The organism is Macrococcus equi (genome assembly GCF_047426745.1).
Classification (GTDB): Bacteria; Bacillota; Bacilli; order Staphylococcales; family Staphylococcaceae; genus Macrococcoides; species Macrococcoides equi.
The window spans coordinates 644,596-659,484 of record NZ_CP179732.1 but is presented as its reverse complement, the minus strand read 5'-3'; the positions used below and the strand labels follow the sequence as shown (position 1 = coordinate 659,484).

Genomic DNA, 14,889 nt, shown 5'->3' with positions numbered 1-14,889 from the left:
CATGAAAATATTATATTTTGCACATATTAAAGCAAAAGTAAATCGTGCACAAGATGAGTTTACATTTGTAGAACCCATCTCTGTAGCTGACTTAAAGATGCACTTAAACAAAACATATCCAAATATTCAAGATGAGTCATATCAAGTTGCTGTTAATGAAGAGTTTGTCAAAGACGATGAAATGATTATGAATCACGATGTTGTTGCACTGATTCCACCCGTTAGTGGTGGTTAAATGATAGGTGTAATATTGGCTGGTGGTAAGTCAAGTCGATTTGGTAGTCACAAGTCACTTTATCCATTAGATGGCGAGCCTTTTTATGTTCATGTATACAGAGCGATGAAAGAGAGTGGGATAGAAAGAATCGTTCTAAGTTCGAATAAGATGTTGTCTCAGTACTTTATCGACGATATCAACCAGCGTGGACTACATATAGAAGTAATAGAAGATGTTACAGATTATAAAGAATGTGGGCCGCTATCAGGAATTTATGCAGTGATGCTTGAAATTCCAAATGAAGAATATTGTGTTATATCAGTTGATACACCCTTCATCACACCAGTTGCGATTCGTTATTTAATACAAATGGCAGGTGTGCATACGAGAGATAGTGCGCTAGTATATCATGACGGAGAACAAATACATCGTACGATTGCTGTCTACCGCTACGAACTGTTGCAGGTAGTAAAAAAAGCGCTTGATGACCGAAATTTCGCTTTAAAAGCATTAACAAAAGATGATATGACACTGATACATGTAAGTAGAATTCAAAGCACGCCTTTCTGGTATGAAAATATTAATACAAAAGAAGATATGGAACGTGTTTTACTATTAAGGAGTGGATATCATGGAGCAAATTAAAGATAAATTAGGACGTCCAATCCGCGACCTTAGAATCTCAGTAACGGATCGTTGTAATTTTAGATGTACATATTGTATGCCAAAAGAAGTATTTGGGGATGATTATGTCTTCTTACCTAAAGATCAATTGCTAACGTTCGAAGAATTGATACGTCTTGCTAAAGTGTATGCGAAGTTAGGTGTGAAGAAAATTCGTATTACTGGTGGAGAGCCTTTGTTAAGGCGCGACTTACCTGTATTGATAGCTGAACTCAATAAAATAGATGGTATTGAAGATATAGGATTAACGACAAACGGTCTATTGCTTAAAAAACACGGACAAGCACTATTTGATGCAGGATTACGCAGAATTAATGTATCGCTGGATGCTTTAGATGAGACTTTTGAAGCTATCAACGGGCGTGGTATAAAAGCATCGCAGATCCTAGAACAAATTGATTACGCAGTGGCAATCGGTTTAAAAGTAAAGGTGAATATGGTTATTCAGAAAGGGCTAAATGATAACCAGATGATACCTATGGTGCAATACTTTAAAGATAAGCAAATCACGTTGCGCTTCATTGAGTTTATGGATGTCGGAAATGATAATGGCTGGAATTTCGATAAGGTTATCTCTAAACAGCAAATGATTGATATCATATCAAGTGAATTTGATATTAAGCCTGTTGCTCCGAAGTATTATGGTGAGGTCGCTAAATATTATCAACATGATAATGGCGCAAATATTGGATTTATTACCAGCGTCTCTGAATCTTTTTGCTCTAGCTGTACACGTGTAAGACTGAGCTCTGATGGAAAAATATTTGGTTGTCTGTTTGCAACAGATGGATATGATATCAAATCATTTATTCGTAACGGTGCAACAGATGAAGCATTAGAAGAAAAGCTAACACAGTTATGGAACAAACGTGATGATCGTTATTCTGATGAGCGCACAGAAGAAACGGTAAGAAATAGAAATAAAAAGAAGATAGATATGAATTATATTGGTGGATAATTTTTTTGTTATTATAATATAGTATTTTTATTATCTATTAACGAGAATAATAGTCTTGAATATAGATAAATAATAGTAATATAGCATTTGGTCTGATTTTAGGACTAGGTGCTATTTTTTATGTTTTATTATTTGGATTAAACGTTTATAATGAATAAGTAAAAACTTTTTGTTACTGATTAGGGATTACTGGCTTCATTATTATTTTTTTAAGAGGTGACCTATGGAAAGGGATAAAAAGTTAATGTTAAGAAAAGCAGTAAAGCCGTATGAGAAATCTGAATTTCAGTTAAGTATCATACAAATTTTAAATACGCTGATACCGTATTTGTTATGTATTATTATAGGAATGCTCAGCTATCAAATTTCACCTGTAATATCCGTTGTGTTAGGTGTGATTGGGGCATTCTTCTTAGTGAGAAGTTTTATAATTTTTCACGATTGCTGTCATGGTTCATTTTTTAAAAATAAGAAATGGAATGACAGACTGGGTAATTTCACCGGATTTTTGACGTTATTTCCTTATGAACAATGGAGAAGAGAACATAATATCCATCATGCGACAAGTGGGAATCTAGACAAAAAAGGTGTCGGTGATATATGGATGATGACGATTGAAGAATATGAAGCAGCAGATAAGAAAACTCGACTTGCGTATCGTGCATATCGTCATCCGTTTGTGATGTTTATATTAGGACCAATCTACTTATTGCTCATTGCCAATCGTTTTAACAGAAAAGATGCGAGACAAAAAGAACGAGTGAATACATGGTTACATAACATCGCAATTATTGTGATTTATGGCGCTATCATTTACTGGTTTGGATTTGGACTTTTTGCGGCTGTATTTATTCCGGTGATGTTTATCGGAGGTATGCTCGGAATCTGGATGTTCTATATTCAGCATACATTTGAAGAGTCATACTTTGAAGAAAATTCCGAATGGGATTATGTTAAAGCAGCCGTTGAAGGCAGTTCGTATTATAAATTACCAAAGTTACTTCAGTGGCTAACAGGAAATATCGGATTTCATCATGTACATCATTTAAGTCCAAGAATTCCTAATTACTACCTTGAAAAAGCACATGAAGAAACACCACCATTACAACATGCGACAACGATAACACTTAAGACAAGCTTAGCATCGATTCGATATAAGTTGTATGATGAAAAAAGAAAGGTGTTTATAACATTTAAAGAATATTATCAGCATTATGCTGGTAAAAAAATAGTATAAAAATAAGGATCTGGTATGCCAGATCCTTATTTTTGTGTCTTGAAGAACACAGATATTATATGGTCTAATTGTGCTGGTGTCAGTGTCAATGTCTCTTCACCTGACTTTTCGAGTAGGGCTTTCGTATTTGTTTCATCAAACACAACTGACTTTTTAAAGTAAGGTTCAAAGACCTCAATGTACCCGTTGAGAATCGCTTCCTGATCATTCATTGTGTGTTTTTCGATAGTCGGAGCGACTGTTAATTGATCAAAATTTAAATATTTTTTAATCATATCTAAAATTTCAAGATTTTCAGGTGGATGATTATTCGTAATGTGATAAATCTTTTTATCTTCTGCATGAGGAATCGCACGGGTAAGTACTTTTACCACATAATCTACCGGCACTAAGTTAGATGTACAGTTATCATCTACAAATAACCTGTAGCTTAGTTCCTGACTATCAGGATGACGATCCATTTTACGTTTAAACACTTTTAACGCTTTCATAAATCCATACATTGTAAATTTAGAATCTGCTTCACCTGTGACCGAATCACCAATGATGATAGCCGGTCTTAAAATTGAAGTTTTCATCGGAGAGGTAGCAACTAAATGTTCAGCCTTCACTTTACTTTCCTCGTAAGGATTATTTGTTTCAGCTGAGATGTCGTGTAACTCTTCTTTTGCATCTTCATTCACACCGACAGTATAAGCTGTAGATACATAAATAAAATGATTCGAATTAATTTTTTCTGCAAAAGCCAGAGCGTTTTTTGTACCCTCATAGTTGATTCTAAATAAATCAGTTCTTAAATCTTCATCGAACTTAACGAGTGCAGCTAAATGATAGAAATAATCCATAGCAGGTAATTGTGCAATTATACTTTCATCTACTCCAAAGTCAGGTAGCGTAATATCTCCTTTTATGAAGTGGAATCTATGCTCATTCTCTTCATTAATGAGTTTGTTTTTTCGGTGTTCGTCTCGATATAAAACATAAAGTTCATTATCTTTATCTTGTAATAAATTATTGATTAGTTGTGCACCAACAAATCCGGTAGCACCTGTTAAAAATATTTTCAAAGTTTTCACATCCCTCTTTTAATAAATACGTACCTTCTATTGTGCAAAAAAATGTATCTTAAGTAAAGGAAAAACATAAGCAATTAAAAAACTAAGGCGTATTTGCCTTAGTTCAGTGAATCATACATATGTGCTTTTCTACCGTGTAAAAGAAAATAGAGGAACATGCCTATAAGGACAACGATTGCCATATAAAAATACAGACCGTGCAAGCCGATCATTGGAATAAAGATACCTAATAAGTAAGGTCCAAATCCTAATGCGAAATCTAAAAAGATAAAATAGGTAGATGTAGCAAGGCCGATTTTTTTCGGTTCAGTACGTTTAACTGCGATTGCTTGAGCAATAGATAAGAAATTTCCGTAACCGAAACCAAGTAACATTGCGCTGATGATAAGCATCGTAGAACTATGTGTAATACTTAATGTAAGTAAGCCGGCAATAAATGAAATCATCGCTGGAATCATTACGATGTTGGTACCACGGGTATCCATCAATCTACCTGTAAATGGTCGTGATAATAAAATGACAATGGCATAAGCTAAAAAGAAAAAGCTTCCGGCAGTTACGAGATGATTTTCTTTAGCAAAAAAAGATATAAAACTTAAAACACTAGAATAAGCAGTACAACAAACTAAGACAACAATAGCGATAGGAATGGCATTCATATCGATGAAATTTGAGATATGTAATCCTTTAGGTGATTGTGCCTTTAAGCCTTCTAAGTTTTCATTAACTTTAATGACAGGTAACATGAATAGAGCGATGAGAGCGAGTGCTAAACAGAAAATGAAAAGTTGTCTAAATGAGATAAATTGAAGTAAAAACATTCCAAGGAAAGGACCTACAGCAGTCGCCATTACAGCGCTCATACTAAAATAACTAATACCTTCACCGCGACGTTTTTTCGGTGTGATGAATGCTGCGATGGTACCGGTTGCTGTTGATGCAATCCCACAGCCTACACCATTTAGTAAGCGAACAATAATAAGAATGGTTAAATCAAATGAAACGAAATAAAGTGCAGTGGTGATTGTAAATATAATAACACCGATTACCAATATCTTTTTCTGGCCGATAATTTCAATGTATTTACCTGCCCAAAATCTTCCGAACAAACTTCCTACAATAAAAATACCTGAAACAAGACCGGCAGTGCTTGTTGCAACATGATAATGTTCAACAGCATACCCTCCGATTGTTACAAGTAATAAAAACATAGAAAGCATGATAATAAAATTAATAAGTGAAACAAGTACGAATTCACGGGTCCATAATTTATCAACTGAACGTGACAAATAATCATTCCTTTCTTATGGTATTACTCTGAATTAATAACTATAACATTATAGACCTTGTGAATTTATATGTAAATACAAAAAGCTTAAGGCAGGACCTTAAGCTTTAATGGATTATAGAAATTTAGTATTAATAAATTTAGCTGTTACATACTCTTTAATACCTAAGTGTGAGTTTTCGCGACCGAATCCAGAATTTTTCACGCCACCAAATGGGGTTTCAGGATTAGAGATGTTCACTGCATTGATGCCGACCATACCATACTCTAATTGCGTGGCTAAGCTATTGACTGCCTTACTATCTTTTGCAAACGCATAGCTTGCTAAGCCATATTCACTATCATTAGCCATTGAAATAGCTTCATCGAGCGTATTGAAAGTAATGATCGGTACTACTGGACCAAACGTTTCTTCGTAGAATATATCCATTGTTGTATTAACATTATCTAAAATAGTAGGCTGGAAGAAGAATCCTTTATCGTAAGTATCTCCAGTTAAGCGGTGACCACCAGTAACAAGTGTTGCTCCTTTATCGGTTGCATTCACAATTTGCTTTTTAATCTTTTCGATTGCATCTTCACGAATTAATGGTCCTACTTTTGTATCCTCTTCAAGACCATTACCTACTTTTAAGGCTTCAACTTTTTCAGTGAGTAAAGATAAGAATTTATCTTTAACTGACTGATGTACAAATATTCTGTTCGGTGCAATACATACTTGTCCATTATTTCTGAATTTAGCAGCCATTAAACCGTCGACAGCCGCATCGATATCTGCATCTTCATTCACGATGAATGGTGCATGACCACCAAGCTCTAAAGACATTTTCTTTAATGTATCAGCAGATTGCGCATACAATGCTTTACCTATTGGGGTAGACCCTGTAAAAGTGATTTTCTTAACTAGCTTAGAACTAGTGAAGGCTTCACCAATTTCTTTTGAACTACCCATCACGATGTTTGCAACACCTTTAGGTAACTCTGCTTGTTCAAATAATTCAAAGATAGCAAGCGCAGATAAAGGCGTATCACCTGAAGGTTTCAATACAACAGTATTACCTGCAGCTAAAGCAGGTGCAAGCTTACGTGTAATCATACCTGAAGGGAAGTTCCATGGTGTAATTGCACCGACAACACCGATTGGTTCATATGCTATTTCGTATTTATAATCATTTGGTGCTGGAATTGTTTCTCCGTATAGACGACGTGCTTCTTCAGCATTCCATCTGAAACTTTCTGCCCCGCTTAATACTTCTAGATGCGCTTCTTTTAAAGGTTTACCTTGTTCGATTGTCATGATTTCAGCCAATCGATCTGCATTATCTTCTAATAAATCTGCAATCTTATGAAGATACGCTGTACGTTCTTTAAGTTCTAAACTTTTCCATGGCTTAAATGCATCATGAGCAACTTGAATCGCTTCTTGTACTTGCTCCTTAGTTGCTTGAGCAACTTGTGCAATTTTCTCTCCGGTAGCTGGATTGATAACTTCTTTATAATCATTTGCTGTAACCCATTGTCCATTTATAAATAAATCTTGATTTAAATTATCGATTGATTGAACCATTATTATCCCTCTTTCTATATAAATGTATAGTTATATTTTCCCTGCTCATCATAAGTTAAACAAGGGATATGGTTGGTGGAATTTTTAGATAACTGTAACTATCTATTTACAAACTTTTGCTATAACTAAAGTATCAAACAACGGAGGTCAGACATGATACAACCACCACGAATAGTAGTGCTTGAAGATATATTGAAACGTCGCTTAAAAGATTTTGAGTACAGTGAAGAATATCATCGAAGCTATTATGGTTATGTAGGTGAAAAACAATTTCTTAAAGAGTTTCCGATAGAAGATAAGTATATTCAGTTGTTCAATTTATGTATCGAATTTAATGGGCAATCATTTGAAATTGATCGTTTGGTACTCACGGGAAATAAGTTATTTGCATTTGATGTGAAAAATTATTTTGGTGCTTATGAATATGATGAATTAATCTGGAGAAAATCTGGCTTTAGTTTAAAGAACCCGCAAGCACAATTTATTAATATGCATGAGACATTTTCTGCAAAGATTGACTGGATGGACGTTGGTCATGAAGTTGTAAGTAAGATGATATTTATTAACAAAGGGTTTAGTATAAATAAAAAAATTCATGATATGATTCAATATTATGATATTGGAAAGATAATGAAAGAGATCAATGAATGTGAGCCGGCAGGAGAACTTGAAAGAGACATGGCAGCCTATTTTAAGAAAAAACATAAGCCTATACGTTTACATGAACGCAGACCAGAATTTAACTTTGATGATATTAGAATCGGAGTCCAGTGTTCCAGTTGTAGTCTGGAACATGAAATCGATCAAAGTAAAAAGAAAACGATTGTATGTAAAGGTTGTCTAAAGAGAATGAACAAAGTCGATTTAATCAGGGAAAATTTAATAGAGTTAGAAGTGTTGTTAAATCGTCCGTTTAGTATAACAGAAGCAAATCGTTGGGTGGGCCGTGCTCATAGAAACCGCACTAAATTTATTTTAGAGAATAACTTTAAGAAATGTGATAGAGGTTACTATTATTTTGAGAATTACTATAAACATATAAAGTAATGTCACACATGGAGCGTGACGTATGCCAAACAGGTTGAGATTGTCACACATGGAGCGTGACGTATGCCAAACAGGTTGAGATTGTCACACGTGGAGCGTGACGTATGCCAAACAGGTTGAGATTGTCACACATGGGGCGCGACGTATGCCAAACATGTTGAGAATGTCACACATGGGGTGCGACGTATGCCAAATAAAAATTAAATACAAAACCAAAAAAATATCAATTAAAATTCCCGATCAAAAGTTTAATTACAAACCAACAACTTAAAAAATGAAAGCTAATGAACAATAAATAATAAACTAAAACAGGTAGTTTTGTTAAGCTGCTAAGCATTGCACCATCCCATGACTTATTACCCTGGAAATATATTAAAGTAATCGTATAACTGCAAAGGATTGTATCAGCTAAAAGTATACCTAACAATATGTAAATAAATCCGTTGCTAATAAGTTCCAGTGAAACTAAATCTGGATATTGAAAGTAAAAATAACATCCCCCAAAGAGAAGAATAAGCACAAAAAGTGGGAACAACTTTCGAGATGTTTTTAATAGATAGTAAGTAAAAACAAGACCCATCAATAGCCAAAACCACAAAGTCCATTCATGAATTACACAGAATACACCGATCATTAAAAATGATGGAGGTGATAAATAGCCAGCGATAAAAGTAGCGAATCTATTCCAAGGGGTAGTCGTATGAGATATGACATAACCGTTTCTACTTGTAGCTCGTCTTTCCGATTGTCTTGTGACGATAACGATATCACTTACTTTTCCGCCAGTTAACTGACAAGCTAAAGCATGTCCGAATTCATGAAGTAAGGTTGGAAGATAGCTTAACCATAACATTAATAGATTAGGACGATTATAGTAATACAATGCAAGTATAAAATAAACACAGGCGGTTGTTAATAAAATATAGGAATTCAAATGATTCACCTCGATTTCATCGTAGCACAAAAAAAGATGCTACTCCTCAATCTGGAGTCGCATCTTTAATTTATACTTTTTTACCTTTATGTGGGCGAATGACCGCAGCTAAGATAATTGAAATTATTCCGAAAATACCTAAACCTAAATACAAATGCATTGGAGTATTGAATTCTAATGGATGGCCCAAGTATATTAATTGTCTAATACCATCACCATATATCTTAAATGGATTCCAATCATATATGTTATCTTGATAAAACTTTGGTAACATTTGTTTTGGTAACGTGAGTAACTGCATACTGAAAAATAAAGCCAACATGAATAATGGTAGTGCAGGCATGCCTAACCACGACATTAATCCTAAAATCAGCATAATAAAACCGAACATTGCAATGCTTAAATAGATACTTACGTTAAATGGATTAACCATGTTGAATCCTAGTATAGATGTGATAAACCATACTCCTCCAAATCCACCAGTTATTGCGGCAATAGAGGCAGCAATAATTTGAAATAAAGATGCGATAAAACGTTCGCGTTTAGGGATAATATTTGATCCTCTAAAAGCAAAATATAGTAATACTGATGATAATAAAGAGCCTAACCAAATTGGTGTAAAGAATAACATAGGTGCATTTCCCATTGCTTGATGATCTTTAATTTTATGCATTACTGTATGATTAACTTTAACTGGGTGCATTAATTGATTCATTGATTTGGCTGATACTTTAACATTTGCTTTATCAAGTTGTGTAACTGATTGCTGAGCTAGAGTATCGTTTAACTTAGATACCATATTCGTTAGGATATTATCTGAAATTTGTGCGCCTTGCGTAGAAGCTCCTTGATTTATAGTTATTTTCAAGATAGCTTTTTTTACATCGATTGGTTTCAAAACCTCTTTATTTGCTGCCAATATTTTTGCTTGTTTCTTTTGCATTTGACTGATAATCATTTGTGCCTGCTCAGGTGAAATAGATCCGCTCTCAATTTTTTGTTTTAACTCTGTACGAGTAGCTTTTGCTTTTTGTACTCCTTCAATTTTTTTTGCTGTTTGAATCTCTTTGCGCATTGCACTTGTAGCGTCACGTGTAAATGATTTTGGAATAACCAAAGCTCCGTAATAATCTAAATCTTTAAAGCCTTTTTCTAAATCCTTTTCAGAATCTACCTCGATGAATTTTACTTTCTTAGTAAATGCTTTATTTGATTGTAGTTTGTCAATGAATGTTTTACCGATATTTTTCGATTGACCTTGAATTTTAATGCCGTTGTCCAAATTTACAATTGCTATGGGCATTTTTTTTGGTTTTGGATTGTATGCAGGAGAAAAAGCCAGTGATAACAATCCGATGATAAATAAAGCAACAAATGGTACTAGGTACAGTAGTTTATTTTTTAATATTTTCATATTATTGTCCTCCTAATGAACGTTGTGTTGATTAATTGATATAGTGTTTATTATAATGAGAATAAACCTAGCTACAATAATCAAAAAAGGGCATTAAGTATTTTAAACAACGTTTTTAAATAAATTTGTTGATTATTAAACGAAATTTAAAAAAATAATCATTAGGATTAATGACAGGAGAAGTTTATATGGAAGATAGACGTATTAGAAAAACAAAACAAAGTATTCGAAAAGCATTACTAGAATTGATGCTAGAAAAATCTTTCGACAACATAACAGTTAATGATATTGCAAATTCAGCAGATATTAATAGGGGGACATTTTATTTACATTATGTTGATAAATTTGAATTACTTGAATCTATAGAAAATGAGATGTTACAGCGTTTTATTGAATTGCAGCAATCAATGGATTTGTCAGCAGTGATTCACGAAGATGATTTATTTCAGGAAGTGTTTATTAAGAAGGTAATGAGTATTTTGAAAGAAGATAAATTATTCTTTAAAGTAATGTTGCATCCGAATTTAAATACAACATTTGAGTATAAGTTTAGAAAAATGATACAAAGCAACTTTGAGCGTATGATTGATTTGGAAGAGATAGAAGGTATACCTTTTAGTTATTATTTCACTTTTGTATCGAGTGCACAAATGGGTGTTATTAAACAATGGGTCAAAACAGATATGCAGGAATCACCAGAAGATATTGCTAAGTATGCTTATGAAATGGCGTATAACGGTCCAATAAGATTGTTGCAGCAGGAATTAAAAAAGAAGAAGTAGAGAGCCTACTTCTTCTTAGATTTTGTTAAGAAATAATAACACAATAAAGATAGTCCTAGAACAAACGAGCCGGTTAAGGTACTGATGATTGTTACATAGTGATCATCCCAGAATTTCTTACGTTTATATTGGTCATAATCTTCATATTTTACGGTTGCCGGTTTATATTGGTCTGATATAAACATACGATCATAGTCATAATGCACTTTGCCATCTTTTAATATTAATTCTCCGGATTGACCATCTCTTACAACATCATATAAGTCATCATGAACATAAAATTTTTTCCCTTTAAATGTATGGACACCTTTAGATAGCACTTTTTTATAGTGATATTTACTATACACTAAATCAAGTAATGCATTGGCCATTTCATTACGATTGAATTCTGCAGGTGGATCATACCAGTCACCCACACCAAGTATAACTTCCACTACTCTTAAATTATTACGTTTAGCTGTGATTGTAGTATTAAATCCAGCTGTATCACTAGAACCTGTTTTTAAACCATCTACACCTTTTGATTCCAGACGTGCACCTTCAAGAGAGTGATTATATGTACCAAAAGATTCTTCGTCTTCAGTTCCCGGTTTAATCGTGATGTAAGTCTTTTTAGTATATTTTAAAATTTCAGGATGCTCAGTGACAATTTTTTGAGATAGAATTGCATAATCTCGAGCGGTACTTAAGTTATCGTCATCTTGTTGATAACGTTCAGCCTTATATTGACGGAGCATATTGTTAGGTGGTCCAGCTGCATTTAAAAAATGTGTGTTTTTCATACCTAATTCTTTAGCAGTAGTATTCATCTTATCGATAAAATCAGAATCATCTTTTTCTACCAGGTTCGCTAGCATATATGTAGCGGCATTACTTGAAGGCACGATAGCTAACTTTATCAGTTCTTCAACTGTATAAGTAGCCCCTTTACGAAATTTATTGTTACTAAGCATCGGCAGTTGAGAGATACCATAATATTTATCAGTAACTTTTACTTTCGTATTAAGTGAAATAGAACCCTTATCCATCTCTTCATATAATAAGTATAAGGTCATGAGTTTTGACATTGAAGCGGGTGGCCACTTTTTATCAATATTTTCACCATATAGTAATTGACCGTTAGTAGCTACAACGATGGTACCTTTTGGATTATCCTTTTGCGGTACAGTGTAGCCTGCCGAATTGGCTATCTCATAAGGAGAAGCGGCCAAGACGATTTGAGGTGAGCAAATCATTAAAATAAAACAAGATATGAGTAATTTAAAGTTAAAGAATTTCATACTGACAAGACCCCTACATATTCGAATTTACAATGCTCTTATTTTAACACATTACCCTAATAGAATAACGATATTAATAATTTTAAAATTAAATTTTTAACTTTATTGAAGAAAATGTGTTAAAACATTAAAATACAAATGATAATACAGGTAAAACGGTTACAAAAATTCCATAATTCGAGATTTAAATCGTTTGTAAAGTCTCGGGTGAAAAAATGTTCGTGAATAAATGAAAAAAAGTGTATTGTTTACGAGTTAATCATGCTATAATCTAATACATAAAAATTAAAAAGGTGGAAATCATGAATACTTTCTTATTACTTAATGTTTTAGGTATCTTTGTCTTTATTTTAGTCGCATTTGCCTTTTCTCGTGATCGTAAGAATATCGACTGGAAGTCAGTTGCGATTATGTTAGTGGTTAACTTATTTTTAGCATGGTTCTTTACACAGTTCTCTTGGGGACGTACTGGTGTAAAAGCTGTAGCAGATGGTTTTAGCTGGATGTTAGAAGCAGCTTATCAAGGTGTTGCAATGCCGTTTAGAGATTGGGCACATCTTGAAGATCCACAAAACAGAAACATGTTTGTGGCTGCATTATTACCAATTCTTTTTGTTGTACCATTATTTGATATTTTAATGTACATCGGAGTATTACCATTTATCATTAAATGGAGTGGTTGGTTAATCGGTAAAATTACAGGGCAACCGAAATTCGAATCTTTCTATTCTGTAGAAATGATGGTATTAGGAAACACAGAAGCTTTAGCTGTTTCTAAAGCACAAGTTAGTCAAATGAGCCAAGCACGTGTATTAACGCTTGCTTTAATGTCAATGAGTTGTATTTCAGGTTCAATTGTAGGTGCATACGTACAAATGGTTCCTGGTGAATTAGTACTTACAGCGATTCCGTTAAATATTATTAACGCAATTATTATTTCAACAATCCTAAACCCAGTGAAATTAACACCAGAAGAAGATTATGTTGTGGAAATTAAAGAAGAAACACGTCAACCGTTCTTCTCATTCTTAGGTGATTCAGTATTAGGTGCGGGTAAATTAATCTTAATTATCGCTGCATTTTTAATCGCATTCGTATCATTAGCGGCATTTATTGATATGCTATTAGGATTATTCAATAAAGATTTAAATTTAAGTTTAATCCTAGGTTGGGTTATGGCACCATTTGCTATGCTTTTAGGTTTACCTTTAGATGATGCATTAACTGTCGGTGGACATATGGCGAAGAAAATCATTACAAACGAATTCGTTGTAATGATGGATATTCAAAAATCATTACCTAAAATGGACAATCACATGAAAGCAGTACTTGTAACATTCTTAATCTCATTTGCTAACTTCTCAACAGTTGGTATGATTATCGGATGTTTAAAAGGTATCGTAGATGTTAAGACTTCAGATTTCATTGCTAAATACGTACCTATGATGTTACTTGCTGGTATCTTAGTATCATTATTATCTGCTGGATTTGTTGGTTTATTCAGCTGGTAAGAATTAATATTAAATTCATACAGAATTAATATAGACTTGTTATAATGTAAATGTAAAAAAGCGAATAAGGGAGACGGTTCTTTTGAAAAGACTGTTAAGAGATCTTAGAAGACGCTTGAAACGTGCATTTAATTCCAATAAGAAGTCGCTTGCAAATTAAAACAGGACTGGATTTTTTCCAGTCCTGTTTTTTCGTTTATTTTGAAGTCATAAATCCTGTTAATTTATAGCTACCATTCGTTTTAACAAAATCGAACTTATTTTTTATATTATAGTGAGCATTATAAGTATAAGATAGTCCATTTTTTATAGTCTTCTTACTATCTGGTGTACCATAAACTTTTTTGATCGTACTTGTAGTAATTGCATAGTCATCAAAAGTAAAATAAATGCCTTTTAATTTTGAGCTGTTTGTTAATCGGTTATTCTTTAAACCAAAGACAAATGTAGCATTACGTGATTGGAATACCCCGTTTCGTACTTTCTTATAGCTTAGTCCATTGTTTCTCATCACACGCGTGAAAATACCATATTCTGTATTGATGTTGACGCCATCATACGTAAAGTTATTCTTTTGAATTGCGTTCCTAAAGTTTTTATTTAATACGGTGCTATCGTCCATATCGCCTTTGTGCCAGTAATAGTAACCTGCAGCATCAGCATTTGATGGTATAAATGATGCAATCAAACCACCGGCGAGAACAGTTGCTGCAACTTTTTTAGTTGTCTTCATAAATCTTACCTCCCACTATATCATTTTTAATAAATAAATTTTTCAGATAGAATTATTATTAAGTTACCCTGATTCTTATATTTTTAATCATTGATATGTAAGCGTTATCTTTATTGTGCTGTAAGACTATATAGCTGAAATTACAAATAGTAAAAATGTGT

14 protein-coding genes are annotated in these 14,889 nt (G+C 33.5%); 7 read left to right on the top strand and 7 right to left on the bottom strand.

Features of this window, described 5'->3' with window-relative positions; translation table 11 throughout:
- Position 1: 1 nt before the first annotated feature.
- The 4 genes from ACMGE6_RS03470 to ACMGE6_RS03455 all read left to right on the top strand — a co-directional run bounded on the left by ACMGE6_RS03470 (position 2) and on the right by ACMGE6_RS03455 (position 3,096).
- Positions 2 to 235: a MoaD/ThiS family protein gene (locus tag ACMGE6_RS03470; RefSeq protein ID WP_414047515.1), complete on the top strand. Its 234-nt coding sequence runs from the start codon at positions 2 to 4 to the stop codon at positions 233 to 235.
- Positions 236 to 862, top strand: coding sequence for a molybdenum cofactor guanylyltransferase (locus ACMGE6_RS03465; RefSeq protein WP_414054448.1), 627 nt, complete (start codon positions 236 to 238; stop codon positions 860 to 862).
- Positions 846 to 1,859: a GTP 3',8-cyclase MoaA gene (moaA, locus tag ACMGE6_RS03460; protein WP_414054826.1), complete on the top strand. Its 1,014-nt coding sequence runs from the start codon at positions 846 to 848 to the stop codon at positions 1,857 to 1,859. The genes ACMGE6_RS03465 and moaA overlap by 17 nt, the downstream gene beginning before the upstream one ends.
- 223 nt (positions 1,860 to 2,082) lie before the next feature.
- Complete coding sequence (locus ACMGE6_RS03455; protein WP_414045161.1) at positions 2,083 to 3,096, top strand: fatty acid desaturase; 1,014 nt, start codon at positions 2,083 to 2,085, stop codon at positions 3,094 to 3,096.
- A 26-nt stretch (positions 3,097 to 3,122) separates the two neighbouring features.
- On the opposite strand, the gene ACMGE6_RS03450 is transcribed toward ACMGE6_RS03455, so the two are convergent.
- The 3 genes from ACMGE6_RS03450 to ACMGE6_RS03440 form a co-directional block, all read right to left on the bottom strand.
- On the bottom strand, positions 3,123 to 4,163 hold the full coding sequence (locus tag ACMGE6_RS03450; protein ID WP_414054447.1) for an SDR family oxidoreductase: 1,041 nt from the start codon (positions 4,161 to 4,163) through the stop codon (positions 3,123 to 3,125).
- Between the two features lie 107 nt (positions 4,164 to 4,270).
- A complete protein-coding gene (locus ACMGE6_RS03445) occupies positions 4,271 to 5,461 on the bottom strand; it encodes an MFS transporter (RefSeq protein ID WP_414054446.1) in 1,191 nt (396 codons plus the stop codon).
- 114 nt (positions 5,462 to 5,575) lie between these two features.
- Entirely contained in the window at positions 5,576 to 7,027 is a 1,452-nt protein-coding gene (locus ACMGE6_RS03440) for an NAD-dependent succinate-semialdehyde dehydrogenase (protein WP_414054445.1), read from the bottom strand.
- Positions 7,028 to 7,180: 153 nt separating this feature from the next.
- Here ACMGE6_RS03440 and ACMGE6_RS03435 point away from each other — a divergent pair, with 153 nt between their 5' ends.
- A complete protein-coding gene (locus ACMGE6_RS03435) occupies positions 7,181 to 8,074 on the top strand; it encodes a nuclease-related domain-containing protein (protein WP_414054444.1) in 894 nt (297 codons plus the stop codon).
- A 223-nt stretch (positions 8,075 to 8,297) separates the two neighbouring features.
- Here the strand turns inward: ACMGE6_RS03435 and ACMGE6_RS03430 are convergent, their stop codons facing one another.
- Positions 8,298 to 9,008, bottom strand: a complete 711-nt coding sequence (locus tag ACMGE6_RS03430) for a M50 family metallopeptidase (RefSeq protein ID WP_414054443.1) — start codon at positions 9,006 to 9,008, stop codon at positions 8,298 to 8,300.
- Positions 9,009 to 9,078: 70 nt separating this feature from the next.
- Positions 9,079 to 10,422, bottom strand: a complete 1,344-nt coding sequence (locus ACMGE6_RS03425; protein ID WP_414054442.1) for a YhgE/Pip domain-containing protein — start codon at positions 10,420 to 10,422, stop codon at positions 9,079 to 9,081.
- A 188-nt stretch (positions 10,423 to 10,610) separates the two neighbouring features.
- Here ACMGE6_RS03425 and ACMGE6_RS03420 point away from each other — a divergent pair, with 188 nt between their 5' ends.
- Positions 10,611 to 11,204: a TetR/AcrR family transcriptional regulator gene (locus ACMGE6_RS03420; RefSeq protein ID WP_414045154.1), complete on the top strand. Its 594-nt coding sequence runs from the start codon at positions 10,611 to 10,613 to the stop codon at positions 11,202 to 11,204.
- Between the two features lie 5 nt (positions 11,205 to 11,209).
- Here ACMGE6_RS03420 and ACMGE6_RS03415 read toward each other — a convergent pair whose 3' ends face one another.
- Positions 11,210 to 12,484, bottom strand: coding sequence for a DUF1958 domain-containing protein (locus ACMGE6_RS03415; protein ID WP_414054441.1), 1,275 nt, complete (start codon positions 12,482 to 12,484; stop codon positions 11,210 to 11,212).
- 302 nt (positions 12,485 to 12,786) lie between these two features.
- Here ACMGE6_RS03415 and ACMGE6_RS03410 point away from each other — a divergent pair, with 302 nt between their 5' ends.
- Complete coding sequence (locus ACMGE6_RS03410; protein ID WP_414054440.1) at positions 12,787 to 13,995, top strand: NupC/NupG family nucleoside CNT transporter; 1,209 nt, start codon at positions 12,787 to 12,789, stop codon at positions 13,993 to 13,995.
- 196 nt (positions 13,996 to 14,191) lie between these two features.
- Here ACMGE6_RS03410 and ACMGE6_RS03405 read toward each other — a convergent pair whose 3' ends face one another.
- Entirely contained in the window at positions 14,192 to 14,728 is a 537-nt protein-coding gene (locus ACMGE6_RS03405; RefSeq protein WP_414045151.1) for a hypothetical protein, read from the bottom strand.
- Positions 14,729 to 14,889: the final 161 nt, after the last annotated feature.

Bases quoted from the DNA above. Each gene is read 5' to 3' on its own strand.
- ACMGE6_RS03440 (WP_414054445.1), bottom strand. From the start codon at position 7,027: ATGGTTCAATCAATCGATAATTTAAATCAAGATTTATTTATAAATGGA.
- ACMGE6_RS03405 (WP_414045151.1), bottom strand. From the start codon at position 14,728: ATGAAGACAACTAAAAAAGTTGCAGCAACTGTTCTCGCCGGTGGTTTG.
- ACMGE6_RS03470 (WP_414047515.1), top strand. From the start codon at position 2: ATGAAAATATTATATTTTGCACATATTAAAGCAAAAGTAAATCGTGCA.
- ACMGE6_RS03435 (WP_414054444.1), top strand. From the start codon at position 7,181: ATGATACAACCACCACGAATAGTAGTGCTTGAAGATATATTGAAACGT.
- ACMGE6_RS03420 (WP_414045154.1), top strand. From the start codon at position 10,611: ATGGAAGATAGACGTATTAGAAAAACAAAACAAAGTATTCGAAAAGCA.
- ACMGE6_RS03465 (WP_414054448.1), top strand. From the start codon at position 236: ATGATAGGTGTAATATTGGCTGGTGGTAAGTCAAGTCGATTTGGTAGT.
- ACMGE6_RS03455 (WP_414045161.1), top strand. From the start codon at position 2,083: ATGGAAAGGGATAAAAAGTTAATGTTAAGAAAAGCAGTAAAGCCGTAT.
- ACMGE6_RS03415 (WP_414054441.1), bottom strand. From the start codon at position 12,484: ATGAAATTCTTTAACTTTAAATTACTCATATCTTGTTTTATTTTAATG.
- ACMGE6_RS03425 (WP_414054442.1), bottom strand. From the start codon at position 10,422: ATGAAAATATTAAAAAATAAACTACTGTACCTAGTACCATTTGTTGCT.
- ACMGE6_RS03410 (WP_414054440.1), top strand. From the start codon at position 12,787: ATGAATACTTTCTTATTACTTAATGTTTTAGGTATCTTTGTCTTTATT.